This is a genomic window from Microcoleus vaginatus HSN003, from assembly GCF_022701255.1.
Taxonomy (GTDB): Bacteria; Cyanobacteriota; Cyanobacteriia; order Cyanobacteriales; family Microcoleaceae; genus Microcoleus; species Microcoleus vaginatus_B.
The window spans coordinates 3,197,356-3,223,840 of sequence record NZ_CP031705.1; the positions used below are offsets into that span (position 1 = coordinate 3,197,356).

At 44.2% G+C, this 26,485-nt stretch carries 26 protein-coding genes; 10 read left to right on the top strand and 16 right to left on the bottom strand.

Annotated elements, in window-relative coordinates; all coding sequences use genetic code 11:
• Positions 1 to 19 precede the first annotated feature (19 nt).
• Positions 20 to 3,127: a DNA polymerase I gene (gene polA / locus D0A37_RS13840; protein ID WP_242724944.1), complete on the bottom strand. Its 3,108-nt coding sequence runs from the start codon at positions 3,125 to 3,127 to the stop codon at positions 20 to 22.
• Between the two features lie 204 nt (positions 3,128 to 3,331).
• On the opposite strand from polA, the gene D0A37_RS13845 reads away from it, so the two are divergent.
• Positions 3,332 to 4,669 carry a J domain-containing protein gene (locus D0A37_RS13845; RefSeq protein WP_242724945.1) on the top strand — a complete coding sequence of 446 codons (1,338 nt, stop codon included), beginning with the start codon at positions 3,332 to 3,334 and terminating at the stop codon, positions 4,667 to 4,669.
• Between the two features lie 27 nt (positions 4,670 to 4,696).
• On the opposite strand, the gene D0A37_RS13850 is transcribed toward D0A37_RS13845, so the two are convergent.
• From D0A37_RS13850 to D0A37_RS13860, 3 genes are all read right to left on the bottom strand, one after another.
• On the bottom strand, positions 4,697 to 6,448 hold the full coding sequence (locus D0A37_RS13850; RefSeq protein WP_242724946.1) for a putative bifunctional diguanylate cyclase/phosphodiesterase: 1,752 nt from the start codon (positions 6,446 to 6,448) through the stop codon (positions 4,697 to 4,699).
• Positions 6,448 to 8,820: a PAS domain-containing sensor histidine kinase gene (locus D0A37_RS13855; RefSeq protein ID WP_242724947.1), complete on the bottom strand. Its 2,373-nt coding sequence runs from the start codon at positions 8,818 to 8,820 to the stop codon at positions 6,448 to 6,450. Before D0A37_RS13855 ends, D0A37_RS13850 begins: the two co-directional genes overlap by 1 nt.
• A 522-nt stretch (positions 8,821 to 9,342) precedes the next feature.
• Positions 9,343 to 10,533, bottom strand: a complete 1,191-nt coding sequence (locus D0A37_RS13860) for a WD40 repeat domain-containing protein (protein WP_242724948.1) — start codon at positions 10,531 to 10,533, stop codon at positions 9,343 to 9,345.
• Between the two features lie 258 nt (positions 10,534 to 10,791).
• Between D0A37_RS13860 and D0A37_RS13865 the strand changes: the two genes are divergently transcribed.
• From D0A37_RS13865 to D0A37_RS13875, 3 genes are all read left to right on the top strand, one after another.
• Positions 10,792 to 11,166: a DUF1257 domain-containing protein gene (locus D0A37_RS13865; protein ID WP_242724949.1), complete on the top strand. Its 375-nt coding sequence runs from the start codon at positions 10,792 to 10,794 to the stop codon at positions 11,164 to 11,166.
• Positions 11,167 to 11,254: 88 nt separating this feature from the next.
• Positions 11,255 to 11,737, top strand: a complete 483-nt coding sequence (locus D0A37_RS13870; protein ID WP_242724950.1) for a DUF6920 family protein — start codon at positions 11,255 to 11,257, stop codon at positions 11,735 to 11,737.
• A gap of 15 nt (positions 11,738 to 11,752) precedes the next feature.
• Complete coding sequence (locus D0A37_RS13875) at positions 11,753 to 11,950, top strand: hypothetical protein (protein ID WP_242724951.1); 198 nt, start codon at positions 11,753 to 11,755, stop codon at positions 11,948 to 11,950.
• Here D0A37_RS13875 and D0A37_RS29455 read toward each other — a convergent pair.
• The 3 genes from D0A37_RS29455 to D0A37_RS13885 all read right to left on the bottom strand — a co-directional run bounded on the left by D0A37_RS29455 (position 11,938) and on the right by D0A37_RS13885 (position 13,220).
• A complete protein-coding gene (locus tag D0A37_RS29455; protein ID WP_445242529.1) occupies positions 11,938 to 12,204 on the bottom strand; it encodes a type II toxin-antitoxin system PemK/MazF family toxin in 267 nt (88 codons plus the stop codon). The genes D0A37_RS13875 and D0A37_RS29455 overlap by 13 nt on opposite strands.
• 80 nt (positions 12,205 to 12,284) lie before the next feature.
• Complete coding sequence (locus D0A37_RS13880; RefSeq protein WP_242724952.1) at positions 12,285 to 12,491, bottom strand: hypothetical protein; 207 nt, start codon at positions 12,489 to 12,491, stop codon at positions 12,285 to 12,287.
• Positions 12,492 to 12,629: 138 nt separating this feature from the next.
• Positions 12,630 to 13,220, bottom strand: coding sequence for a helix-turn-helix domain-containing protein (locus tag D0A37_RS13885; RefSeq protein ID WP_508632744.1), 591 nt, complete (start codon positions 13,218 to 13,220; stop codon positions 12,630 to 12,632).
• Between the two features lie 303 nt (positions 13,221 to 13,523).
• Here D0A37_RS13885 and D0A37_RS13890 point away from each other — a divergent pair, with 303 nt between their 5' ends.
• The 3 genes from D0A37_RS13890 to D0A37_RS13900 are packed head-to-tail and all read left to right on the top strand — an operon-like array spanning position 13,524 to position 15,939.
• Positions 13,524 to 14,594 (top strand): IS630 family transposase, encoded by a 1,071-nt coding sequence (locus D0A37_RS13890; protein WP_242724953.1) that lies wholly within the window; start codon positions 13,524 to 13,526, stop codon positions 14,592 to 14,594.
• 51 nt (positions 14,595 to 14,645) lie between these two features.
• Positions 14,646 to 15,491, top strand: coding sequence for a hypothetical protein (locus D0A37_RS13895; RefSeq protein WP_242724956.1), 846 nt, complete (start codon positions 14,646 to 14,648; stop codon positions 15,489 to 15,491).
• Between the two features lie 31 nt (positions 15,492 to 15,522).
• Positions 15,523 to 15,939, top strand: coding sequence for a hypothetical protein (locus tag D0A37_RS13900; protein WP_242724958.1), 417 nt, complete (start codon positions 15,523 to 15,525; stop codon positions 15,937 to 15,939).
• 48 nt (positions 15,940 to 15,987) lie between these two features.
• Here D0A37_RS13900 and D0A37_RS13905 read toward each other — a convergent pair whose 3' ends face one another.
• Both D0A37_RS13905 and ilvA read right to left on the bottom strand, forming a co-directional pair.
• Entirely contained in the window at positions 15,988 to 16,485 is a 498-nt protein-coding gene (locus D0A37_RS13905) for a DUF29 domain-containing protein (protein ID WP_242724960.1), read from the bottom strand.
• A 170-nt stretch (positions 16,486 to 16,655) separates the two neighbouring features.
• Positions 16,656 to 18,167: a threonine ammonia-lyase, biosynthetic gene (ilvA, locus tag D0A37_RS13910; RefSeq protein ID WP_242724962.1), complete on the bottom strand. Its 1,512-nt coding sequence runs from the start codon at positions 18,165 to 18,167 to the stop codon at positions 16,656 to 16,658.
• A 280-nt stretch (positions 18,168 to 18,447) separates the two neighbouring features.
• Between ilvA and D0A37_RS13915 the strand changes: the two genes are divergently transcribed.
• On the top strand, positions 18,448 to 19,002 hold the full coding sequence (locus D0A37_RS13915) for a GNAT family N-acetyltransferase (protein WP_242724964.1): 555 nt from the start codon (positions 18,448 to 18,450) through the stop codon (positions 19,000 to 19,002).
• 91 nt (positions 19,003 to 19,093) lie between these two features.
• Here the strand turns inward: D0A37_RS13915 and D0A37_RS13920 are convergent, their stop codons facing one another.
• The 5 genes from D0A37_RS13920 to D0A37_RS13940 all read right to left on the bottom strand — a co-directional run bounded on the left by D0A37_RS13920 (position 19,094) and on the right by D0A37_RS13940 (position 23,477).
• On the bottom strand, positions 19,094 to 19,663 hold the full coding sequence (locus tag D0A37_RS13920; RefSeq protein WP_242724967.1) for an Alr1449 family protein: 570 nt from the start codon (positions 19,661 to 19,663) through the stop codon (positions 19,094 to 19,096).
• Positions 19,664 to 19,851: 188 nt separating this feature from the next.
• Entirely contained in the window at positions 19,852 to 20,709 is an 858-nt protein-coding gene (locus D0A37_RS13925) for an HIT family protein (protein WP_242724970.1), read from the bottom strand.
• A 109-nt stretch (positions 20,710 to 20,818) separates the two neighbouring features.
• A complete protein-coding gene (locus D0A37_RS13930; RefSeq protein ID WP_242724974.1) occupies positions 20,819 to 22,450 on the bottom strand; it encodes an Hsp70 family protein in 1,632 nt (543 codons plus the stop codon).
• Between the two features lie 20 nt (positions 22,451 to 22,470).
• Positions 22,471 to 23,253: a nucleotide exchange factor GrpE gene (locus D0A37_RS13935; RefSeq protein ID WP_242724976.1), complete on the bottom strand. Its 783-nt coding sequence runs from the start codon at positions 23,251 to 23,253 to the stop codon at positions 22,471 to 22,473.
• An 11-nt stretch (positions 23,254 to 23,264) separates the two neighbouring features.
• The gene (locus D0A37_RS13940; protein ID WP_006633566.1) at positions 23,265 to 23,477 is read right to left on the bottom strand and encodes a DUF2997 domain-containing protein; all 213 of its coding nucleotides are present in this window, start codon (positions 23,475 to 23,477) and stop codon (positions 23,265 to 23,267) included.
• Positions 23,478 to 23,559: 82 nt separating this feature from the next.
• On the opposite strand from D0A37_RS13940, the gene D0A37_RS13945 reads away from it, so the two are divergent.
• Complete coding sequence (locus D0A37_RS13945; RefSeq protein WP_242724980.1) at positions 23,560 to 24,582, top strand: threonine aldolase family protein; 1,023 nt, start codon at positions 23,560 to 23,562, stop codon at positions 24,580 to 24,582.
• Positions 24,583 to 24,778: 196 nt separating this feature from the next.
• On the opposite strand, the gene D0A37_RS13950 is transcribed toward D0A37_RS13945, so the two are convergent.
• Positions 24,779 to 25,177: a DUF4112 domain-containing protein gene (locus tag D0A37_RS13950; protein ID WP_242724983.1), complete on the bottom strand. Its 399-nt coding sequence runs from the start codon at positions 25,175 to 25,177 to the stop codon at positions 24,779 to 24,781.
• Between the two features lie 70 nt (positions 25,178 to 25,247).
• Positions 25,248 to 25,586 carry a winged helix-turn-helix transcriptional regulator gene (locus D0A37_RS13955; RefSeq protein WP_242724986.1) on the bottom strand — a complete coding sequence of 113 codons (339 nt, stop codon included), beginning with the start codon at positions 25,584 to 25,586 and terminating at the stop codon, positions 25,248 to 25,250.
• Positions 25,587 to 25,702: 116 nt separating this feature from the next.
• On the opposite strand from D0A37_RS13955, the gene D0A37_RS13960 reads away from it, so the two are divergent.
• Positions 25,703 to 26,401 (top strand): pirin family protein, encoded by a 699-nt coding sequence (locus D0A37_RS13960; protein WP_242724989.1) that lies wholly within the window; start codon positions 25,703 to 25,705, stop codon positions 26,399 to 26,401.
• Positions 26,402 to 26,485: the final 84 nt, after the last annotated feature.

Sequence of the window (26,485 nt, forward strand, 5' to 3'; positions counted from 1 at the left end):
CAAGTGCGGTTGCTGCTGTCTATTTTGTTTCCATCCAATTTTGCCCAGCGTGGATGTCCACTATCAGCGGTACGCTAAGAGGCAGAGCATTTTCCATCGCAGTTCTAATTTTCGGCTGCAATTCTTCCCATTCATCGGGAGGTACTTCAAATATTAATTCATCGTGAACTTGCAGCAGCAGCCGCGCCTGATAGTTTTGCAAAATTTTGTGTACCTCAATCATGGCAAGTTTAATGATATCAGCACTAGAGCCTTGAATGGGAGCGTTGGCGGCAGCCCGCAAAGATTGGGCGTCATCTCTGCTGACAGATTTAAGTCTATCGGAGTGAATGTCTTGGGGATTGCGGCCTTTTAAGTCCAGGAGGCTTTCGCTCTCGAATTTTAAATAGCGGCGGCGGCCTAGAATTGTGGTAACGTATCCGAGGGCGATCGCCTCTTTTTTTACTTTCTCCAAAAATTCAAAAACCTTAATGTAACGCTCGTTAAATCGCTTAATAAACTCTTTGCCGTCTGCTGAAGTTTTGCCCATCGAACGACCAAACTTAATCGCCCCCATACCGTAAATTACCCCAAAATTAATTGTTTTGCCAAACCGTCTTTCGTCCGGCGTTACTTCCTCTTTTTCAAACAACAGTTGAGCCGTCACAGTATGCACATCTCGGTTATTTTGGTAAGCTTCTATTAACACAGGTTCTTGACTCAAATGAGCTAAAATTCGCAGTTCAATTTGAGAATAGTCAGCCGACACCATCAGCCACCCTGACTCCGGTAAAAAAGCCTTGCGAATTTGCCGCGAAAACTCGGTACGGATGGGAATATTTTGTAAGTTTGGATTAGAAGAAGAAAGCCTTCCCGTACCCGTTGCAGTTTGGTTAAAATCTGTATGCACTCGCCCGGTATCTGCACGCACTAACTGTGGCAAAGCATCCACATAAGTTGATTTCAACTTGGATAATGTTCGGTGTTCTAATAAATCGTCTACAATCGGGTGGTCTCCTTGCAATTTATCCAATACGGCGGCGTCTGTAGAGTATCCCGTCTTAGTTTTGCGAGACTTTTTCTGAAACTCATCCGGGATTTTTTCTAACAAGATTTCGCTGAGTTGTTTCGGGGAACCTAAATTAAACTTTCTCCCCGCTGCTTGATAAGTTTTTTCTTCTATTTCTTTTAAGCTCTTTTCTAGCTGCTGCGACAGTTCTTGCAGATACTCTGAATCAATGCGAATTCCGCAGTATTCCATTTCAGCTAAAACTGGTTCTAGGGGCTGTTCTACTTCCAGCAGCAACTGGTGCAAAGACTTTCCCGGAAAGTTAGCTTCATCAGCTTTATCCAATTCTGCTCTAAGTTTATTTACTAACCCAAATGTGGTGTGAACATCCATACCGCAGTAGTCAGCTACCGCCGGAATACTGATGTCAGCAATTGTTTTGTTTTTCGGTACTAATTCATTGTAACTTTTGGCGACAATGCCTAAGTATTTCCTTGACAATTCGCTGAGACTGTGGCTAGTTTCTGGGTTGAGTACGTAACTGGCTAGCATGGTGTCGAAGACGACTCCGGCTAGTTTGATTCCCTGACAGCGCAGGATCGATCGATCAAACTTAGCATTTTGCAGCGCCTTCGGATAATTCTCGCTTTCCAAAATCGGACGCAAAGCATTTAAAACTGTGGTTTTGTCCAAGTTTTTGCCCGTTTTATGTCCCGTAGGAATGTAAGCAACATCCTCTTCACCGGTTCCCCAACAGCAGCCAATTCCGACTAATTCGGCGTCTCGCGGTTCGATGGCGGTGGTTTCGGTATCCCACGCCACGGGTGAGGCTTTGTCGGTGTGGGTTTGCAGCAGTTGGACTAATTCGTTTAACTGTTCGGTTGTTTGAATTATTCGGGGTTTAATGGGTAATTTGTTTGCTTGCTGAGCGGCTTTGGTATCATCATGACTCCAAAAGGATAAGGCATTTTCTTCTGAACTTTCAGAAGTTGGAGGTGACTTATCTATTGTGGGGTGGGCATCTTGCCCGCCCTGTTCCAATGGCTTTTCTACACCCTCCAATGGCTCTTTTACACCTTCCAATGGCTGTTCTAGGGTGTTTTCCGACGAGTCAGAGCCTCTGGATGTGCGTTCCCGGGCAGAGCCTGGGAACGAGGATTCCTCTTCTTGTTTTTCCTTTTCTTCAACGCCACCAAAACGCTTTTGAATTTGCTTTACTTTGCTTAAAAATGTTTTAAATTCCAACTTTTCCAGCATGGGAATCAAGGCTGATTCGTCAAAACCTATAAGCTGGCAATCTTCTAAGTTGATTTCTAAGGGCACGTCTTGGACAATTGTCGCCATGCGTTGAGAATGATAAGCAGCTTCTTTGCCTTCTTCTAGCTTTTTCTTAGTTGCTCCTTTAATCTCGTCTATTGCTGCATAAATTCCATCAAGGGAATTGTAAGCTTCCAGCAATTGCAGTGCGGTTTTGTCGCCGATGCCTTTAACTCCGGGGATGTTGTCGGATTTGTCGCCGCACAAAGCTTTGTAATCTACTACTTGTTCGGGCAAAATACCGAGTTTTTCTTTGACTGCTTCCGGGCCGTATTCTTGGGATTTGCCTTTGCCCGATCGCCTTAATTCATCCGTACTCAAATATAATACGCCGATTTGTTTTTCGGTGTCTACTAATTGAAACAAATCTCGATCGCCCGTGAGGATTTTGACCTGATAACCGGCCGCGCTGGCTTTGTTTGCCAAAGTTCCCAAAACATCGTCTGCCTCAAAACCGGGAGCAGTTATTGCAGGTAAATTCAAATAGGTGAGGAGTTCTTGCAGGTTTTTGATATCCGGCTTAAAATCTTCCGGTGTTTCGGCTCGGCCCGCTTTGTAGGTGTCGTCTGCTTCGTGGCGAAATGTGGGTGTGGCGAGGTCAAAGGCGATCGCCATGTACTGGGGATCGTGGGCGGCCATCACTTCCAGCAGCGACTTGAGAAAGCCAAAACAGACGCTGGTGGGAATGCCTGTTGTCGTTCGCAAGCCTCCGTCTCGACTTTTGGCAAAGGCGAAGTAGGATCGAAAGGCCAGGGAGTGACCGTCAACTAAGATGAAGATGGGAGCTTGATTTGCCGACACAGACACAAATACCGATCGCACGAAAGGATTTTCTCATTGTACTCAGTTGTCCGCCTGCATTGATCGACCGGAAGGATGGCCCGCAGACTTGAGGACGCTTGACACTCGATCGGGGAGCGGCTTACTGTGCAGCTTGGCTGAGAATAGTAGAAGATGTGAAGTACGATTCCTACTCGGGATAGCTTCGCTTCACGCCAATTTACCAACATCTGCCGATCGAAGTCTATGGGTGACATTAACCGATGCTACGAAATCCTCGAAATTGAGCCGGGAGCTTCCTTACAAGAAATTAAGCGCGCTTACAGGGATTTAGCGTTTGTGTGGCATCCCGATCGGTTTGCCACCAACGACCGCCTGCAACAAAAAGCTCACCAAAGATTAACAGAAATTAATGAAGCTTACGAGCAGTTGGTGTTGTTTCTGAGTCAGCCTGAATCATCGAGGTCGATCGAAAAACAGTTTCAGCAGCCACCGCCCCCTGCGCCGGAAAAGCCGCTGAGAAGGCGTTCTGGAAAATCAGCCGCCAGGCCTGGTTCCCAGCGCCGTCAAACCCGCCCAAAAGCCGCCTCCAAAAAATTTCTCACTCAAAAAAACTCTTCAAGCAAGAAACGATTTACCACTCACAATCGCCAAGCGCGGCGGGGCAGAAAGCAACCTGGGCGAAGCGTTGCGAGGCAACCACTGCGATCTCAACACTATCCAAAGCTGATCTCGAAAAGGAAAAAAGAATTTTCAACTCAATACTCAAAACCGCCAAGCCCGCCGAGGGAAGTGCGGCCATCTCAACAGTATCCAAGCTTCCCTTGGTGGCCGCTGGTAATCGCTGTGGCGAGTTACGCCTTGACCGGTTGGATTTTGACTGAATCAGCCGCGCCGCTGTGGATGTGGGCTTTAATCTGCGGTGCAGATTGGCTGTGGGCCGCGATTTTGCTGGCGGAGGGTTCAGCAATGCCTAGAGTGTGGCTGGCGGCGTTAGTTTTGGCTGGGGCGGTAGGGGGGTCGATCGCCGGTTTTCAGGCGGGAGGAATGGTAACAGGGGCTGCTTGGGGCGCTGTTGGAGCTGGTTTGGGGGCGATCGCCAGTTCCGAGGCCCAGTCGCGGGCCGTGGCTGTTGTTTTGGCTGTGGCGGGAGTGGTGACAGTGGTGGGATTGATGGCTGGAACTGGTTCTGGGAATTGGGTCAAGGCGTTAGTGGTGGCCGTGGGTTGGGCGATTGTCGGCTTGACGTGCGGGCTGGTGACGGAAGTAGGTGTGCATTCTGGCCGCCCCGTCGGACTCTCTGGTGCGATCGGGCTGGGGATTGGGGCGTGGGCTGGGGCTTTGGCTGGGGCGAGTTTGGAGGCGATCATCCAAGCCTTAGCTATCGCCGGGTCTAAGAGTGTTTATGGGGCTTGGGCTGCGATCGGGATTATTGCTGGAGTTGTGGCGCGCATGGTAGCCGCAGAAAGGTTGATCCACATTACCAGCGGGCTTTACACGTTTATCCTGTTGGTGGCTACTTCCGGTTTCGGGCTGTGGCTGGGAAGTTGGATCGTATCTTTTAAATTACTCATCAGTCATTAGGGAAAATTACCAATTACCAATTACCCATTACCCTATTTTATAGCAACTGCCAAGACGATTAGGAGTTTCTTGTTTGCTCAAACCTGAGCTTAAAATTGCTGTTTCCTTCTTCCTCCAGCCTAACTCCCAGCACTTATCGCTTTTGAGCAGCGCTTCAAACTCAGCCCTTGGCAAAGCCTGACTGAAAAGATAGCCTTGAATTTCGTCGCATTCGTGATCGCACAAAAAATCAAGTTCTTGCTGATTTTCTACCCCCTCAGCCACCACCGTCATGTTCATGCAGTGTGCCATTTGAATAATCGCTATTGTTATCGCTGCATTTTGGCGATCGTCTGCCAGATCCCGAATAAAAGTCTTGTCAATTTTGATCGCATCAAACGGAAAGCGTTTTGGATAACTCAAAGAAGAATATCCTGTTCCAAAATCATCAATTGCTATCCTAATCCCCTGATCTTTCCACACCGTAAAAGCTTTAGCTGCTGCAATTTCGTCTTGCAAAACAAGACTTTCCGTCAGTTCTAATTCCAAACACTTGGGATCGAGATTACTTTCTGTTAATATCTCCCTGACTCTTTCCGTGAAATTTTTGCGCTCGAATTGACGCGCTGACACATTAACTGCCACTCGCAGGGGCGGCAAACCTGCTCTTTGCCATGCTTGATTTTGCCGACAAACAGTCTCTAATACCCATTCGCCCAACGGTGCAATCAAGCCCATTTCTTCAGCCATTGGAATAAATTCTCCCGGAGAAACGCGCCCCCGTTCTGGATGATTCCAGCGCACCAAAGCTTCAGCACCAATCATTTTACCTGTTTTAATTTCTATTTGCGGCTGATAGTAGATTTCAAACTCTGAGCTTTTTAAAGCATGGCGCAGTGAAGTTTCCTGAAGAAGTGTATTAATAAAAAAACTAGCGTTTTTTGCCGTATAAAAATGATAAGTATTGCCGCCTTTCTGCTGAGATTGATACATTGCTATATAAGCATTTTTCAGCATTTCATCTCCGTCGGTGCCGTCCCCGGGATACAAGCAGATCCCCATACTAGCAGTGACATAGACTTCGCAATCTTTGACAATCATACCTTGGGATACAATATCTAAAATGTTTTGAGCAATCTTAGCTACCTCCTGTTTTTCTGCAACTGGTTTAAGAATTAGCGCGAATTGTGCTGCTTCCAAACGAGCAACAATATCAATGTTTTCCATGCAGTTAGTTAGCCGCTGGGCGATGGTGCAAAGCACTGAGTCGCCGATATCGTGCCCCCAGGTACTGTTAATGCGGTTGATTTTATCTAAGCTAAGCGTGACAACTGGAACGACTACTGACAATTCTTGTTTACCATCTAATACTCGACTTAACTTTTCTCGCAAAAACGAACGATTCGGCAGGTTTGTCAAGCTGTCGTACTGATGTCGGTAGAGTGCCAGTTGAATAGTTGTGTGCAAGTTTTTTTCTTCAAATGGCTTGACAATATAGCCGAATGGTTTGGTACTATTGACTCGTCGCAAAGTAGTTTCATCGGCATAAGCTGTCAGATAAACTACCGGAATTTGAAAGCGCAAGCGAATTTCTTCGGCTGCTGTAATGCCGTCGATTTCTCCTTGTAGGTTAAGATCCATTAAAACTAAATCCGGGCGCAACTGGGCTGCCGATTCAATCGCTTCTTCTCCCGAATAGACCATCCCCGTTATTCTATATCCTAGAGATATCAAACTGTCGGAAATGTCTTCCGCAATGATGCTCTCGTCTTCAACTATCAGAATTTTTTTATTGTACACTAATTTTTTTCCTCCGAGTGCAATTTAGGTTTACAAAAGGTTATTCTAAAAGTTGTGCCAGCAGTTTCTAACAGTTCTATTTTCCCCCGGATTTGCTTAACTAAAGACCCAACCAGTCGCAAACCCAACGTTCGGGCTTTTCGATAATCTAAGTCTTGAGGAAAACCAATTCCGCTGTCACTCACGGTTAGCACGCAAAGTCTATTATTTTCTAAAGTGAAATCTATGTTAATTTTACCTTTACTTTGTCCTTTAAAAGCATATTTGAGAGCATTTGTCACCAGCTCGTTGACAATTAATCCGCAAGGAACTGCCGTATCAATATTAAGAGAACACGGCGCAATGTTTGTTTGCAACTTAACGCCTTCTGCATGAATTTCATAAGCTTGGAATAAATTGTGGGCGAGATTTTGGATATATTCAGCAAAATCAATGTTGGACAAGTCTTTGGATTGATACAATTGTTCGTGAACCAGGGCCATTGATCGAACTCGGTTTTGACTTTCTTTTAACATTTCACTAACGTGGCTGTCTTGGATGTAGCGGGACTGAAGTTTGAGCAAACTGGAAATAACTTGGAGGTTGTTTTTGACACGGTGGTGAATTTCTTGGAGAAGAACTTCTTTTTCGGCGAGGGAGGCTTTGATTTGATCCTCATCCCGTTTGCGATCTGTAATGTCGCGTACTACTGCTTGGAGAAATTTTTTTCCCTTAATTTCCATTGCGTTTAACAGAACTTCGGCGGAAAATTCAGAACCGTCGAGTCGTTTGTTTACCCAGTCAAAGCGACAGCTACCTGTTTGCATTGCTGTCGATATTCGCTGTATTGCTAGACTGGATGAGTCTTGTCCGCTAGGCTGAAATTGTGGGGAAAAGTCGATCAATTTCTTGCCGTAAAATTCTTTTGTGGTACTACAGCAAAATATTTTTAAGGTAGCGGGGTTGCAGTCAAAAAACTCCTTTTCGTCAAACAACATTACTGCGTCGCTGGTGGCTTCATAAAGGCTACGAAATTTGTGTTCTGATTCTTGCAGCGAGCATATCAATTGGTTTTTTAGAGCTTCTGCACGCTTGCGGTCGGTAATGTCTATTCCTACGGAAACTGCTGCGGTTCCATGATGATATTTCTGAGCTACTATCAAATAGTTGCGGACGAAACCGTTAATTTCAATGTCTATTTCTTGCCAGGTTTGCTGAGATGAACTGTCAAAAAATTTTCTGATCAGTTCTCCAAAAGTCGAGCCTTTTTCGAGAAAGTTTATTTCTTGACCGACAAAGCTTTCAGGAGACAAGTTGAATGAGGTTGCTAAATGCTGGTTGACTCCAATATACCGCAAATCTGAACTGATCCAAGAAATCAGTCCCGGTACGGCATCCAAAACGGCGCGAAGTTGGTCTGTAGCTTCTTGGAGTGCTTCTTCCGATCGCTTGTGATCGCTAATATCTGTCGCCGTTCCGCACAAGCCTAAAATAGCGCCGTTTTCAGCTTGGTTGACGATGCTGTTGACGCGCAGGTGAACGGGAGTACCGTCTTTACGAATGTGTACTGTTTCGTAAGGAGAATTAGCGGGTTGTGGCTGAATTTTGGTTCTTGCTAAAAGTTGGGCAAATATTTCTCTTGGTCTACTTCGTTGATCGGGAACTAAAAAATCGGTGAAGCGGCGTCCGATCATTTCTGGCGGTTCGTAACCATAGATGCGTTTGGCGGCGGAATTGACAAAAGTCAAGAGGCCTTCAATATCGATCGACCAAATCAATTCTTGGGAAGTTTCTACGAGGTTGCGGTACTTTTTTTCGCTTTCGGCAAGTGCTGTATTGAAGAATGCAGTCTGCTGCTGTAGTCTCTCTTCTAATTCTTGATTTGCTGTTTCCAGAGTTGCGATCGACTGCTCGCGCTCGGTAATTTGAGTAGAAACACCCACGGCCCCGACAACTTCGCCGTTTCCATCTCGCAGCGCTGTCGATCGAATTTCGTGAATAAAATGCCTCTCGCGGACGTTCCAAGTGCGATCGTTTCCTGCTACTACCTCGGCAATATTTTCTAAGATATCTGGCTGGCTGCTGTAAACTTCAACAATCGATAGCCCGACAGTTGCACCTGGTTTGAGTCCCAAATTTTCTAATCCTTTCCCTGCTGCAAGGGTTAACTTGCCTTCTCTGTCTGTTGCCCACAGGAAAATTGGGGCACAACTGACAGCGGCGTGAAGGGTTTCGTTGGCTTGTTTGAGCCGATCGATTTCTGCGTGAAGCCGATCCTGGGTGCTCTTTAATTCTACCGTTAGTCGATCGGCTTTTTGCTGCCAATTGGCAGCAGTATCACACATTTCTGCGAGATTGTGGGAACGACAGATGGATTGGTTGCAGTGTGACATGGTTACTCTAGGGCGCACTGTATATTTAACTCCAGTCTATCTTTTAAGCATAAACTTTTTAAGTGAAATATTACAGTTAGCAGCGGCTCATTCGAGCAATATGCGATAGTTTAAAGCTAGTTTAAAGGATTCAGGAATTGCGACTCGCTCAGACTTCCTGGCGACAGTTCAGAAATTGACAATCAGGTGAATAATGCCTGCGAATCGGTACTTTTACTGTAAGTATGTGTAGTAGTACAAAAAGAAGTTCCGCAATCCTCGGCTTGCACAAGAACTGGGATTGTAAATTTATTATATTTGTTTGCGTAGATTCACGCACCGAGGAATCGGGAATCGGGAATTTGTAAATATAGCCAGCGCGCCCGACGTTTAGGACGCGCTTAATTGCACTTTCCCCATGCTTATCGCCTCTGCCTTCTTCCTTCTTCTTTCTGCGTTATTCCTTTTTCCCTCTTCCCTCTTCCCTCTTTCTTCCATCCGCTACATCCGTTACAGAATCCGTTGCCGAACTTCCTTCTTCCTTCAATTAACTCCCCAGCTTTTGACAGTTTTGTCTATACTGCCACTGATAATAGTTTCGCCATCGCTGCTAAAAGTAAGACAAGTAACAGAGTTTTGATGTCCGCTAAGAGTGTGAATATTTTCGCCTGTACTGGCATTCCAACATTTGATATTACCATCCGCACTAGCACTAAAAACAGTGCGTCCGTCGGGACTAAAGAGGATCGCATTTATTGAGTTAAAATGCCCTGCCAATGTGATTGAACTATCTGGATTCGATAGCTGTCGCAGTTGAATGTTTCTGTCCCAGCCGCCAGTAGCCAAAGTCTGCCCGTCTGGACTGAAAGCCAGACAATTCGCGTAACCCTTAATTGTTTGGGAACACTGTCTGCTGCGGAGGTTCCACAGTTTAATTGTACCGTCAGAACTGCTGCTAGCGAGAGTTTGTGCGATCGGGCTAAAAGCAAGACTAACAATTCCTGCTTTATGAGCTCCCCAAGTTAAAAGATTGCCAAAGGTACAGATTAACTTTCCCGTCTCTAAATTCCAAATTTTGATAGTAGTATCGGCCGAGGCGGTGGCGATAACTTGACTGTCGGGACTGACGACAATTGCGCTAATTTCCGCTTCATGTCCGAGGGAAGTATGCTGCAATTCTCCTCCCTGCCAAATTTCGATCGCACGGTGTTTTGGAGTATTTCTGCTCCTCACAAACACTTCACTTTCTTGGCAAAGGACAAAAGTTTCTTGAGCGCGGGGATACTTGTCAACAGTATAGAGTATTTCTCCTGTGTCTACATCGCAAATTCTAATTATTTTCCCGTGCAAACTGGCCGTGCGATCACCTCCGGGACTAATCGCAACATTTGTCCCAGTTTTGACCGTGCGGATGCAGTCAAAAAGCTTGTAAGGCACGAAGTCTTTTAAAGCTTGACGCACTAGAGGTTCTGTCCTTGGTCGCAAAATTAAATAAGCAACTCGCTGCACTTCTGGTGCGGGGTCAAGCAGCGCCTCAATTGCTAAATTTAAACCAGCGCCTCCGTATTTAGGAGCATCTTTAACGGCGGCAATCCGCGACTCGATACTAGGACTGTTGAAGCGCTCCTTGACCCCAGCGATGCCTCCCAAAACAGCGCCGGCGATCGGGATTTGACTTTGGCCGCCGAGGACGGCATCATATTCTCTGGGTTGGTTAGAATTGTCGGCCATCATAGGATTTTAGATTTTAGATTTTAGATTTTAGATTGAATAATTGGAGGATTGAGAAAAGCGAACTCACGGATAAATTGGGGGAATTGTTATCGGATACTATGTTGTTAATTTCTGCACCGATGAATCCGGGGGCTTGTACCCTGGCTGGTTTCGGTGACGCTCAAACCTCGTTTAAGAGCGCAACTTCTAACTTATTGACTGTTGCAGTTTATAGTATTATAATCAAATTAGCGTTTCACACAAAAATCCGAAAGTGATATGTCACACTTCACAACGATTAAGGTTCAGATCAAAAACGGCGAACTGCTGCATCAAGTGTTGGAAGAGTTGGGTTATCAAGTAGAGTGCAATGTGCAGGTGCGGGGTTATCGGGGCGACAAAACTAATGCGGAGTACGTGATTCGGCAATCCAACGGTTACGATTTGGGTTTTCGTCGCAGCGGAGAGGACTACGAATTGGTGGCGGATTTTTGGGGCGCTCGAATTAATCAGCAGGAATTTGTCAATTCAATTAGTCAAAAATACGCGCGGAAAAGTTTGATGGCGGCGGTGCAGTCAGAGGGTTTTAATGTTGAAGAAGAGGAAACTTTGGCAGATGGAACGCTGAGAGTTGTAGTGGGTAGATGGGTTTAAGACTCGCCCTGGATTAACTCGTTTTTACCTATCAAGAGGAATCACCATGTGGCGATAGGCGATCGTACTAATCATCCTCGCGCTTGTAGTGGGCATTGTTGGCGCGATCGCCATTGGAGCATACCGCTGGCATCTCGGTACCCAGGAACTGCCAGCAAATCTGGAAGCTGTGCGCTTACCAATTAAACCTCTCACATTTGATGCGCGGGAAATTGCCGATTTACCCCAGCCAGTGCAGCGCTACTTTCGCGCGGCGCTGAAGGATGGACAACCGCTAATTGTAGCAGCGCGGGCTTTCCACGAAGGTACGTTTAACTTGAGCGAAACCGCAGAAAAATGGAGTGCTTTTAACTCAACTCAAGTGGTAATTACTCAACGCCCCGGCTTTGATTGGGACGGGCGAATTGCCATGATCCCCGCTATCAATGCGTTCGTTCATGATGCCTACCTTTCTGGCGAAGGCATCCTCCATGCAGCGCTGCTGGGCCTGGTGACTCTGGCGGATCTCCGCGACACTCCAGAAGCTGCACAAGAGCAATTCCTCCAAACTAAGCTACAAACTGACCAATAGCGATCGGCCGAAGAAGTGCTGGAAGTTGCTTTGCGATTGTTGGAGGAATACGATAAGGGCGATCGCGAAGGGAGTGATAGTGTACGAGTTAAGATAGATGCTGCTGTTGCCATGTCCGAACATACTCCACCGATTGACGGCGAAACCTTTATTGCAGGGATTTGCGATCGTTTCCGCCAAGTACGCCCCAGTAAACAAGGCTATACTAATTGAAATGCTTGTATGATAGTTGCATTCAATTCCTGCATTTGCTGACTTCCTAACTCGCCCAATCGTCTCAGTATTAATCTTTGTTCAAGACTGACAATCCGAGTTACTCTAACTTTAGAAGATACTCTTAATCCCGTGCTAGAAAATTCTGGATCTGAAGCACTTAAAGCAAATTCATCTAAACTTAGGCTAGTGACATTTTGCGAAGAAATGAAGCAGAGCGTAATTTCATCTATGGTTGAACTTGCCCACAGCACTAAAGCTGGACGTAACTTTTTCTAACTCAAATCTGTAAAGGGAAATTCAGCTAAAACAATATCTCCTTTTTTTAGCTTCACTAAATTGGCTCTCCATCTTCAAGGGTGTAAATATCAGGTTCGTCGTGCAGGAATTGAAATGCTCCTCCGCTTTGGGCTAACTGGGTTATTTCCACAGTAGAAGGATAGGGGATGTTATTAAATAGTTTTGCTTTTATTAGCAATTGCTCCTCTTCTGAGAGTGTCTGGATGATTTGTACTAAGGATTCAATGAGTTTTGTATTCATAGCTGAAACTATCTGGGGATATTTTATCTTACTTCAACAAGGCAAACTTCGATGATTATAACAAAACAACTAAGAGCGTGAAGCGAAGCTATCCCGTAGGGAATCGCCCATCCAGTAAAATTCGGAGATAGCACAGATTTACTCCTCCAAGTCCACCTGCTTAACCTGCTCTAAAGGTATATCTAGCGCTTCTGCAATTTGTTCGTCGCTCAAGCCAAACTGCCGTAATTTATCAATTGTTTCAATCTTAGTTTGATTTTTGCTTTTCGGCTGCAAGTCGGGAATTTCCGGCTGACTTTGATCTGGGGTAGGAGTAGAGAGATTAGAACAGTTGTTAATGTAGCTAATATTGCTACTATTTTTAATAGTAGTATTATTACCAAGATTTATATTCTGATTTATCTGTCTTTCTATAACGGATTCAAGATTACTTTTTTTAACTTGTTCGCCAAACACTTCTGATAACATTTGCAAAAGCTCGTAACTGGCTTTTTTAACGTGGTGGGAGCTATAACCATAAGTTTCTGCAACGTCAGCATATCTTTGACGATTCAGTATGCCTGCGATAATCCTCCGCTGCAAGTTATTTAGACGTTTACCTGTGTTGGTATAGACAGCTTCATCGACAAATTGCAATATCTGAGGACTATCCATAAGTGGGATGGTGAGATAGGTATGGTTACTATACCAAACTTTTTCCCACTTTTTCCAACTTTTTGGGCCTCGCATCCGAATTTTAGGAAGTTCCCACTTTTTCCAACTTTTTTCCCTTTACATCTTTTGTGCGATCGGTTTAAAATAGTTTTGTAATATTTAGATGCAATAAATTAAAACTATCTGTTTGAGCGTGTGAGATTTCACCTTGAATAATTTTGCATATGTTCAATATTTTCTAAGTCAGAAGCAATACAGGATAATTGTGGACATTTGAGCATGAGAAAGAATCCAATATTATTAGCAATATAGCAATCCTAAATCATTATCATGATTGTGATACAATTATATGCAATACTCGATCGTGACCATAAAAAAATGAATAACTTACAACTGCAACAAAAAGATAGGCAAAAAGAAATAGATTGTTTAGAATCTTTCATTAAAAGCGATATAGATGCCAGAGAACTAAAACGAGCAATAGCTGTAAGGATGGCGCTCTCAGGTAATATCTACCATGAGATCAGCAAAATTTTAGGTGTAAGTAATTTTTTTATTGGTTATTGGAAAAAACAATTTAAAACCAAAGGCATCGCCGGAATCAAACTAGGACATAAAGGGTCAAAAGGGTATTTAACAGCTCTACAAAATACTGAAGTAATCGAGTGGTTAAGAAATAAAGAATATTGGAATTTAGATGAGCTAGTTACTTATTTAGAACAAGAATTTGGTGTGATATATAAATCAAAACAGAGTTACTATGAACTTTTTGACCGGGCGAAAATTAGTTGGAAAAAAACTCAAAAAATTAATCCTAAATTTGATAAAGAACTGGTAAAAAAAAAGACGGAAGAAATTAACGATATTTTATTTAAAAACAAGGCTGGTATAGAGTCTGGGGAAATAATAGTATTGTTTTTAGATGAATGTCATCTACTTCATGGTGATCTGACTGGTTATGTTTGGGGTCAATCCCAAATCCGAATTGAAGTCCCAATTACCAATGAAAAAGATAGACAAACTTATTTTGGCGCACTCAATTATCAAAGCAAAGAATTCCATGTTCAGAGCCATCCATCTGGTGATGGAAAATCAACAGTTAAATTCATAAAATACTTACAATATAAATATAAAAATCGCAAGATTATCTTGATTTGGGATGGAGCTAGTTATCATAAATATGGAGAATTTAGAGACTTTTTATTAGAACTCAATGCTGCCAAAGAACCTGCTAATTGGTCAATTACTTGTATTTTATTTGCTCCCAATGCTCCCCAACAGAACCCCGTTGAAGATATTTGGTTACAAGCTAAAAACTTTTTAAGAAAGTATTGGTATTTATGTAGGTCTTTTAAGATTGTCAAGTTTCTGTTTGAGTTTTTTACTAACGAACATAAATTTGATTTCCCCAAAATACGTCAATATACTTACACACAGAAAATCATTTAGGATTGCTCTAGATATAGAAAATCATTTAGGATTGCTATATGTACTATTTCATTGTTATTAATTACTTCAATTCAATCTTTAGCTCAGCCATCTAATAGGACATCAGTTCCAGAAAATATCAAACCAAGTTCTGGTACTTCTATGACACAACAAGCACTCACATTATCACTGAGTCCATCACAAAATATTTTAACACTCAATGATGGCAATGCTGTACAACAGACAAAAAAAGAAACTGATTGGATTGTCATAATCGCAACCTTAGTTTCTATACTTAGCTTAGTTATCTCTTTTGCTGTTGCTTATACGTCGAATCTCAGACCAGCAAATATTCAGTTATGCTTTGGTAGAAATCTCATATTTTTTCCTATTCTTATAGATATTCCCACGAATAGTCAAACTATTAAAGGAGTAGGATTCAATCTACCCGTAACTTTCTACAATTGGAGTCCAAAGGGCGGAACTATTCAGCGCATTCGCTTCGTTATAGGAAGAGAGAATCATGATGACAAGTTTTATGACATGACCTGGACGACCTTCGTAAAGATTACAAGTGTCGGAAACTTTGACAACGATAATTTAGCTCAACCCATTGCTGTAAAAGGCATTTCTTCTGTAAATAAAGTAATTAGATTTGATTGGATTTCCGAAGAAAGTAATTCTTTTGAAGTAAAACCTGGTAAGTATTATATAATAATTTATGGATGGACGAAAAACACTAAAAAGCCCAGCTTAAAGCACAAAGCATCCTTGATAATCGAAGATAAGCATTGTACAACATTTAATGACTATGTGGCAGCTAGTACAAGTAGACCTATTTGGCTATCATTGGATGAAAATGAGAAGCCAAATCAGCTTCTATCAAGAAGTGCTATTGAGAGACTTTATGAATATTAGATATCTTTTAGATTAAGGAGTAGTTTAAATTATGACTGACAATAATAATTTTCGTAACGTCGGTGGAAGTGTTTACGGTGGAATGGTTAGCGGAGGTGTCTATAGCCAGAATGGTCCTATGCGTAATAAGGCCAGATCCGACAACAATAATTTTGTGCAACACTCACAACAGAAACAAACTCTTTCTGATGCAGCAGAAGAAATTCAACAATTGCTCAAACAGTTAGAGAAAACTAATCCTACCGCTACTGAGGCTGAAAAGATTGAGTACGTTAATGATGAAACTACCCCAAGTTTCAAGCGTCGCGTAGTTGGCGCATTGCAGGCTAGAGGTGAATCTGCGATCGAAGAGTTTTTAGATAATCGCTATGTCAACGTCGGGAAGGCGATCGTTAAAGGTTGGATAAAACCAGAATGGATTGTGGTGTGCGAAGAGCGATCGCCCTAACCAGAAAACCCAAGTGCGATCGCCCTAATTCAAAAACTAATATCGCTCTCATTCCATCACATCATCTGTTGCAGGTTCACCAGGATAAAAAGCATCGCTAAAAATTTCTTCTAACGTATACTGACAATTCTCTGGAAAAGTTTTTCGCGGCAGATTTGTTTCTCCAGAAGCTAATGCCATTCCTTTGATGTAAGCTGTCTGGAGAGCTTCTTGTAGGTAAGGTTTGAGACTTGGATTCTCTTGGAGTAACTCTAATATATCGATACGCTGGATGCAAATTGTATTCACCCAACTGCGACTTCTTTTTGATACTTGATATTCCCATTTAAGCAAATGTCCAATCAAAATACTCAAGCGGTTTCTTAATTCGGCGCGTTGTTGTTTTCCCAATGACTCAATCTCCTCGATTAAATTAGGTAGGTCAATTTGACTCCATTCTCGATGTTTGAGGAGTTTGGCTTGTTCCTGAGTCCAAGCATAAAAATCAGTTTCATAAAGACTTTGTATTAAAGTTCCCGGTATTTGTCCACTTTGTGGTGTTTGCATAAAAATATCAAAATTTAGTGTTCTTTCCTTAATTATACTTAACAGCTTCATTATCCGGCTTATTTCTTAGTCTCGCGTTGCGAGTAATTCGTTTTTGTGGGGCAATCCCCCCGTGGTTGCCCCGGTTTCAACCGCCTCCTTCATCAAGAGGGTAACTTTTCCAAAAAAACCTACCTCAAAAACAACTTATACGCCGGATTCTGACTCTCATCCCCATACTGATAGCCCAGCGTATCCAAAAAAGCCTGCCATTCCTGCATCTCATCGGGCGGTACTTGAATTCCCACCACAATTCGCCCGTAATCAGCGCCGTTATTCCGATAGTGAAAAACGCTGATATTCCAGTTAGGACTCATCGAACTCACAAACTTCATCAACGCACCCGGACGTTCGGGAAATTCAAAGCGATAAAACAATTCGTGATGTGCCAGCATCGAACGCCCGCCCACCATATGTCGCACGTGCAATTTCGTTAATTCATCATCAGTTAAATCCAAAGTCTTGAAGCCACAATCTTCAAAACTTGCGGCTATCTTCACCGCATCGGCACGGTTTTGAATTTGTACACCGATAAAAATATGTGCCTCTTTCTCATCCGCAATTCGATAGCTAAATTCAGTTAAATTGCGTTTGCCCAGACATTCGCAAAACCTGCGGAGACTTCCCGGTTGTTCGGGAATGGTGACTGCAAAAATGGCTTCGCGGCGTTCACCAAACTCGGCTCTTTCTGCTACAAAACGCAGCCGATCGAAATTCATGTTCGCGCCGCAAGCAACAGCAATTAATGTTTGTCCTGCGATTTGTTCCCGTTCCACGTAAGCTTTCGCACCTGCGATCGCCAAAGCGCCAGCAGGTTCTAAGATCGATCGCGTATCTTCAAAAACATCCTTAATCGCCGCGCAAACATCATCCGTATGCACCAAAATAATCTCATCCACATACTCCTGACACAAGCGAAAAGTTTCCTCCCCCACTTCCCGCACAGCAACGCCATCAGCAAATAAACCCACCTGCGACAAACGCACCCGTTTACCCGCTTTCAGCGATTGATTCATTGCATCGGAATCCACCGGTTCGACGCCAATAATCTTAATTTCCGGCCGCAACCGCTTGACATAAGCCCCAATTCCCGAAATCAATCCGCCGCCACCAATTGCCACAAAAATCGCGTGAATTGGTTTTTGATGTTGCCGCAGAATTTCCATGCCGATCGTACCCTGTCCAGCAATCACGTAGGGGTCATCAAAAGGGTGAATAAAAGTCATACCTTTTTCCGCCTCTAATTGACGCGCAAAAGCGTAAGCATCATCGTAAGCATCCCCATGCAAGACTACCTCTCCACCACGGGCTATCACCGCATTTACCTTCACCTGCGGCGTCGTTACGGGCATGACTATGATCGCGCGAGTTCCCAGGTGGCGGGCGGCGAGGGCGACTCCTTGGGCGTGATTGCCGGCGGAAGCTGCAATGACACCTTGTGCTAGCAAATCCGGCGACAGTTGCGCCATTTTGTTGTACGCCCCCCGCAGCTTGAAGGAAAACACCGACTGCATATCCTCTCGCTTCAGCAAAAGTTTATTGTTGAGCCGTGCTGATAGATTCGGGGCGACTTCTAGGGCTGTTTCTTGAGCAACATCGTAGACGCGGGCGGTGAGGATTTGTACCAGGTAATCGCAAAGCATGGGGTTAGCAGGTTGGTTGATGCCGGATGGTGGGATAATTGTAGGGCACTTGTGTTAGTATTTTGCGCGGAACTGGCGATCCTCTTCGAGGGCTTCGCTAACGGGCGATTCCCTGCGGGATAGCTTCGCTTCACGCAAGTTTTCAATAAAAAAATTTCGCTTTGCGAACATAATAAGCGTGAAGACTATGAATAATATTTCGTTTTGGCCACTTACCCCGGTTATAAAATCCAGTTTGTGAGCGTATTAGTCCGTAATCCTTGATTTAGTATGTAAATTCATGGACGTACAAATTACAGATTTGCGTGCTGGCGACGAGCCAAAAATTCAACAGGTAGCTAAATTAATAGTTGAAGGTTTTAAAGAGCATTGGCCCGGTGCTTGGCCCGATAGAAATTCTGCTTTGCAAGAAGTGCAAGAATCTTTAGGAGCCGATCGCATCAGTCGAATTGCTGTCGGCGACAGCAATCAAGTTTTGGGATGGATTGGCGGGATTAGACAGTATGACGGTAATGTTTGGGAACTGCACCCGCTGGTAGTGAAAACAGAATTTCGCAGACAAGGAATTGGTCGATCGCTCGTAGCTGATTTAGCAGCAGAAGTTAAAAACCGGGGAGGGATCGTGCTGTGGGTGGGTACCGACGACGAAGACAATCAAACAACTCTTTCAGGCATCAATCTTTATCCTAACGTTTGGGAACACGTCGCCCAAATTAAAAATTTGCGCGGTCATCCCTACGAATTTTATCAAAAAATGGGTTTTGCGATCGTGGGAGTGATGCCCGACGCCAACGGAATTGGCAAGCCAGATATTTACATGGCAAAGCGGTTGTAAAGTTTAATGTAGGTTGTAAATTTACTGACTGGTGGCTTGCCAATTCAACACTTAGCAAAATTAGTTGTTGAAAGTTTCGCAGAAAATCGGTCTAGTCTGGACGTGCGAAACCCGTTAGAGGGTCGCTAATAAACAAACCCAGAACTAACGAATCCATCACCGTATCCCAGACAGGAGTCAAACGCTCTGCATCGTCAACCCAGTAATCAAAAGTAATCAAACACTGAACATTAGAACCCAATCCAATACAGATTCGCGAATAAGCTTCCCGCTGCTCTGGAGGGTCGATAAACTTAAATTCAGTCCAAACAATGCGGGCAGTTTGCCGCTTCAATTGGATAATTTCCCCAAAAGCGATCGGATTCCGCGTCTCATCTTCAACTACCTTCTGTAATAGCGGCACCAGCGGAAAATCTGCCCAGTTACCAGGTGGTAGCAAATTAAACGAAACCTCCAAACGACAATCATCATCCGGCGGCTTTTTATCCGTAAATCGGAACGAGTTAGTATCCGGTTCAAAATGCCAATCTTCCGGGACATCAAAGCGGACTGCACCTCTTCCTGCTACAAAAATTCGAGTTCCAGGCTTTGACTTCCAATTGTGGTCTTCTTTGAGCTCTAGGGTTTCCTTGAGCCATTCTTGCTTTTTGCGCTTAGACATAAACAGAACACCAAATTGCTGCTAATGTGTAGTTTTCGACCTTGCCAACACATTTTAACTCTATTTTGCTCGCCGTTTGCTCAAATATAACAATCCTTACAAAAATTATGAATTCCTCTCTTCTCTATTCCTCTGTGTTCTCTGCGCCTCTGCGGTAAAAAAGAATTCCTTTCACAATTGGCTAACTTTTATTTTTCACTCTTGGGAATCACATACCTAATTCCGCCTTTATTCCCAGCCGCATCGCCCTTATAACGGGGGATAACATGAATAGCCGCGTGACTGCGACTTTGACCAGCCTGTTTATTAATATTGATTCCCACATTAAACCCGTCAGGCTGAAACTCTTTACTTAACATCTCTTGTACCTTATTAGCCATAAACCAGCAAGCCGATTGCTCTCGAAACGGCAGTTCAAAATAATTGGCAACGTGACGCTTGGGAATAATTAAAACATGACCTTTACTGGCGGGATAACCGTCAAACATCGCATAAGCTGTTGCTGATTCAGTTAGCAAGATTAGGTTTTTATACGGATTGCAGAATATGCAGTTATTAGTAGAATTTCTTTGATGGTTGTAATGTACGTATTTGTAAATTTCGCAAGACTCATCTAGGTGAAGTGGCTTAAAGGGAAGTTTGACAATACACTGATATGTAGGTTTTTTGTGGACATAATGTTCTCGAAAGCCTTCTTTTTTGATATCCCTTCTCACCGCAAAATACGCATTCCCTCCCGGTTTCAACAGGTGCGACACTTCCATCAGGACATTAGCTTGTTCTTCAGGAAACAAAACATTCAAAACATAAAAGCAAATGATGGTGTCGAATTTATCTTCCGGGAATTGCGGGAAATAATAAGGGTCATAACCCGTAATATCGAAGCCTTTTTGCTGCAACAATTTCACATCGCTGCCGAAGCCGCACCCAAAATCTAAGACTTTGCCTTGCAGCAAGTTTTTATCCAATAAAAATCTTGCCGGGAATGACAGGGAAATTCTTTCGATGGCCGTCAGGTGGCTGAATTTATTTTGTTGCTTTTTCATGGCGGCATAAATTTGATTTAAAGCGATATTCTTCAGTCCGCGCACCATCCAGACGAGAGTTTGTGGAGTAGCAATTTCCAGATCCGAATGTTATCTAAAAATTTTACCATTATTGCAGTTTGGCGATCGCCCCTTTTTCCACCAACACCTTACCAGTCACCAAATCCCGCACCGTCGCCAACAAAACCCGCCTCTCATCCACCTCAAAACTCACCGAAACCCTGTCAATTCCCAATACCCCAGGTGGGTTCAAATGCGCCACACAAACCTGCTGGTGGTGGCTGTCCAAAGAGCGAAAATCCGTCTGTTTGTTGAGCCAACTGCTCGTCATTTGCCCTTTTTCGTTAAAAATAACCTCCGCTTGCGATACTTCCGCAACTTCCCCAATATCTAACCGAATTTCCCTTTGCCCTTCAATTGCCACTTGCAGCGTCAACTCTTCGGAACTTTGACAGGGATACTTCATTTCCTTGCTAAATATCGGCGAATAAGCATAAGCTTTAGCATAAGGTTCCCAAAGGCGAATTGCATAGCTGTGGCGCAAATAATCATCAACACTTACCAATTGTGTCAACGCTAAAGCACCGTGTGCCACTGCTTCAAAAGGCTTGTCTCTTTGGACTTTTTGCCGCCCAAAATACGAAACAACTAAATTAGATATAGCCGGAATTAAAGAAGTTCCTCCTACCAGCAAAACCTGTTCGATATCTGCTTTGCCGATACCTTTTCCTAGCGCAATACTCAGCACTTCATCTAAACTTTCCCGCAACTGTTCTAACAACTGCCTAGATTCCAGAATTTCCTCAAGCTTGTCTCGGTTTAGCTGCAAGTCGTAAGACATAAAATTTTCATCGTCAAACCAGCTTTCCTTCGCCTCATTAACTTGAGAAAGTTGAATTTTTAATTTTTCCGCTATTTCTAATAAGTTTTGCCAGCCAACTGGGCCGACTTCTGCCCGCGACGAACCAATTTGCCGCAAATAATCTTCGACAATCCAGATGTCAATATCTTCGCCGCCTACATAAGCATCGGATTTTGCCAACACTTCGGCACGCACCCCCCCCAGCCCCCCCTTGTCAAGGGGGGGAGCGAGATTTCTCCCCCCCTTGGTAAGGGGGGGTAAGGGGGGGGTTAGGGCAGTGCGAACTAAACTTAAATCTAAAGTTCCGCCGCCAAAATCAACTACTAAAACTAAAGAACCGGGGCGTTTTACTGCATATCCCAGGGCGGCGGCTGTGGATTCATCTATTACCTGAACTTCCGCAACTCCCAAACTTTCTCCTAAGTCGCGGAACCAATCTAGATATCGCTCAAATGCTCCAACGGGAACTGTAAAAATTACTTTGTCTGGCTGTATATTTTGTAAATATAATTGTTTCCAAATACTTGTGATGAACTGTTCTGCTACTGATTCGGGTGTGTAGGTTTCGCTGTCGATATTGCGGGGCGGCGGCTGAAAGTCGGCGGCTAAATTGCGTTTAAAAGCTTTGAAAAACCGCTCTGGCTGGGATTGCCCCAAACGCTGCGATCGCACTTTTTCTCCCAACACCAATTCTCCCGCATTTTTCACAAAAACTAAAGTCGGCACTACAGAGATTTCTCGAACATCTCCGCTCAAACTATTAGTTTTGAAAATCCGGGAGATGTCGCCCAATCTCAAAGTTTCTGGTGTTTTCGTATCCGGGTTAAGAATGCAGACAACCGTATTGCTGGTGCCGAAGTCAATGGCAACTGTAGTCATGTTGATTTAAAATTTAAAATTTAATTTTTCATTCCCGCTGGAAGGGTGCGACTAACTTTAGCAGGAGTAAGAATTCGCTCTCCCTCTCGATAGCCGACAAACCGAATATAAACTAATTCTCCTTCGGTTATATCCTCAACATCCGGCTGGTGCAACTGCGGATTGTAAGCAGTTTGTTCCCACGCAGAACCAATCGTTTCAAAATCCCAACTTGACAAGAGATTTTCTAAGGGAGTAAACAAAGCTGAGAGATTTTTGGCGGGCATATCCGGCTTGGCTTCTGCCATTTTGCGGGCGGCGGGATAGTTTGTTAACAAAGTTTGCAACTGTTCAAAGGTAGCGCGGCGAAAATCGGCCGTTAGTTGAGCTTTTTGCTGCTGCAATTCTGATCGCAGCCGGAAACACTGCTGCCTCAATTCTTCAATTTCGCTGGGATGAGTTGTGATTGTAGCCGATATGGGCAGTGCGAGCAAAGTGCGATCGAACTCTTGAAAATTCAAATTCAGCACTGTTGCCAGCCGTCTCAGTTGGTCTACCGTGAGTTTTCCCACGTCTCCCTGCCGCACTAAGCGAACCCCAAAGCGACTTAAGCCTGCTTTTTCGCCTAAGTCTTGCCAATCGAGAATGTCTAGCCGATTCATGCGTTCCCGCAGAATTTTATCGTACTTAAACTCGATCGCATCTCCCGCCTCAGATGCAGCATAAAGGTAGACTAAAATGAGAAAAATGCCCCCGACAGCCAGCGCGAAGCTGAAGGCAGGCACTGTTGTTGCATCAACTGTTGCACCGAGGATATCAAACATCTTTAACTCTTCTAAACTTGTTTTAAAGTCTGCGTTTGTTCAACGACCAAATTTTCTTCGCCTTGGTAGTATTCTGGCAGCAAGTCTTGAGATTCTACTTTTCCGAGGGCTTTTTCAATTCCGGCGGTGGTTTCGGTGCAACTAGAACCGGTGGCGTTGAGGACGGTTTCGGTAATTTTGCCGTCTTTGCCGATTCGGTATTCTATTTGGCGGTATTCTGCCATAATTCTGCCTCTTAGTTTAATGCTTGAGTGTTGACTGCTGAGTGTTGAGTTATATTATAGATTCTATTTACCAATTATTCTAATGAATTTTTGTAGCGACAATGCAACCGGGGTTTCGCCGGAGATTATGGCTGCGATTGCAGCGGCTAATTCGGGTGCTGTGATGTCTTACGGAGATGATGAATATACACAGCGTTTGCAAGTTAAATTTTCGGATCTGTTCGAGACATCGGTGAGTGTTTTTCCGGTAGCAACAGGTTCTGCTGCTAATGCTCTGGCCCTTGCGGTTATGACTCCTCCTTACGGGGCGGTTTACTGTCACGCGGAATCTCATATTAATCTAGATGAATGCGGCGCGCCGGAGTTTTTTACAGGCGGTGCAAAGTTAGTTACAGTAACAGGAAATCATGGTAAAATAGAGGCAGAAACTTTAGGAAAAATACTCGATCGCGCTGGTGCAGGTGTCGTCCATCACGTACAGCCGGCAGCCGTCACCATCACTCAAGCAACCGAAGCCGGGACAGTCTACAATCCAGCGGAAATTTCCCACATTTCGGAAGTGGTGCGCGCTCACAATTTGCACCTGCACATGGATGGAGCTCGCTTTGCAAATGCTGTTGTCAGTTTGGGCTGTTCTCCGGCGGATGTCACTTGGCGCGCTGGTGTAGATATTCTATCGTTTGGAGCGACAAAAAACGGCGCAATGGCGGCGGAAGCTGTGGTTTTTTTTAATCAAGAATTAGCAAAGACTTTCCCTTTTTACCGCAAGCGCAGCGGGCATCTTTTCTCGAAAATGAGGTTTTTGTCGGCGCAGTTGGAAGCGTATATCACGGATGATTTGTGGCTGAAAAATGCGGCTCATGCAAATAATATGGCAGCCAAATTAGCCGAAGGTTTGGCGGGAGTTGAGGGAGCGAAGTTTTGCCATCGGGTTGAAGCCAACGAGATTTTTATTCAACTTCCCGAATCGGTAATTGCATCGGTTTTAGCTGAGGGTTTTCTGTTTTATCGGTGGGATGAATGTACTGTTAGACTGGTAACGGCTTTTAATACTCTGGAAGCGGATGTTATTGCTTTGGTGGACGCTGTTAAACGACATCAGTAATTATTTCGTAAGGGCGAGTTTTACGAATAATATCTGACGAGTACCAACAATCTAGATAAACCCGCCCCCCAACAGAACCCGCATCAACATTACATTTGGATCGAATGCGGAAAATGTACATTGCGGTTTTTCGTTTGATGGGGAAGGGTTTGAGAGATTGTTGGTTATTTACAATTATTGTTTGTGAAACCAGCTCCTACATTTTAATAGGTTGAGGAATAGGTTCTGCAACTGCGGCTAGTTCCGGTTCAACTTCTTCGAGGTGTGCTTCTAAAAGCGCCAGATTTCTCATGTTTGATTTATAAAAAGCATCGAAGATATCTCCTACTAAAGGTACTGAACCAACCACGGCTTCTAGACCGATGTTGTAAATCATTTTCCCTAGAGTTTTTTGGGGAAGGTTGAATCGAGTTGCTAAATAAATTAGGTAGGCGGAAAACGCGGTATCTACTATGTCGCCCGCACCGGGAACTAAACCGATAATGGGGTCTAAACCAATGCGAAATTTAGTACCGGGGATGCCAATGGCGGTATCCATCAGGCGGCTGAGTTTGCGGATGCGGTTGAGGGTGGCGAGACGCTCTATGTTGTTCATATTATTATTGTTGAACTAGGTTGAAAGTTTGAAATCTGTCGGAAGACGGAAAAAAACATCTAGAAACCGCTCATTTTCCATCTTCGCTAATATGCTGAATTCCCCATTCGTGCATGGCATTAATAATCGGTTTGAGACTTTCGCCCAAAGGCGTTAGCGAATATTCAACTTTTGGCGGCACTTGCCGGTAAATTTCCCGGTGCACGATCGCGTCTGATTCCATTTCCCGCAGTTGCTGCGTCAGCATCTTCTGAGTAATGCCGTTGACAGCTCGTTGCAGCTCGTTAAAGCGCTTCACTCCTTGAAACAACTCCCGCAGAATCAAGACTTTCCAGCGCCCGCCAATCACCTCTAGAGTGCGTTCTACAGGGCAATTTGCTCGATCGACCTTTACTTCTTGGACTTGCATAGTATCTTTTTGGTAAGTATCGCACTTTTAAGTGCGTACTATCCATAATAACTTGACTCGGTTTAAAATAAAAACATCAAAGAAACACCCGATAAATTACACTGAGGATTCAGCAAATGATTACCGTCAGAAAAAGTGAAGCAAGAGGACACGCTAATCACGGTTGGCTGGACAGTTACCACACATTTTCTTTTGCTGGCTATTACGATCCAAATTATATGAATTTTCGATCTTTGCGGGTAATTAATGAGGATGTCGTTAGCCCCGGCAAAGGTTTCGGTACTCACGGACACAGCGACATGGAAATCATTACTTATGTATTAGAAGGAGCATTAGAACACAAGGACAGTTTGGGTACTGGTGCAGTGATTAAACCCGGTGAAGTGCAGCGGATGACTGCGGGTACAGGTATCCAGCACAGCGAGTTCAATAACTCGCAAACAGACCCGGTTCATTTGCTGCAAATCTGGCTTTTACCCGATACAAAAGGCTTGCCGCCGAGTTACGAGCAGCGGGATTTTCCCCTAGCAGAAAGGCGCGGAAAACTACGCTTAGTGGCGGCACGAGATGCGAGAGAGGGTGCTGTGAAAGTGCATCAAGATGTGGATTTGTATGCGGCTGTTTTGGATAAAGACTCGCGGGTTTCTCATGCTTTGCAGCCGAATCGCCACGCTTGGGTGCAAGTTGCTCGCGGCTCGGTTTTGCTCAACGGTTTGCCTTTGAAAAATGGCGACGCTGCGGCGGTTAGTGGCGAGGCTGAGGTGGTGATTGAAGCGGCAGCAGATGCAGAAATTTTGCTGTTTGATTTAGCATAAAATTGGGCAGCCTACCTACTCAGTAAGGTGCGTAATTCGCACCCTACTTAGGGTGGGTTACTACTTAGGAAATAAGTAAATAGG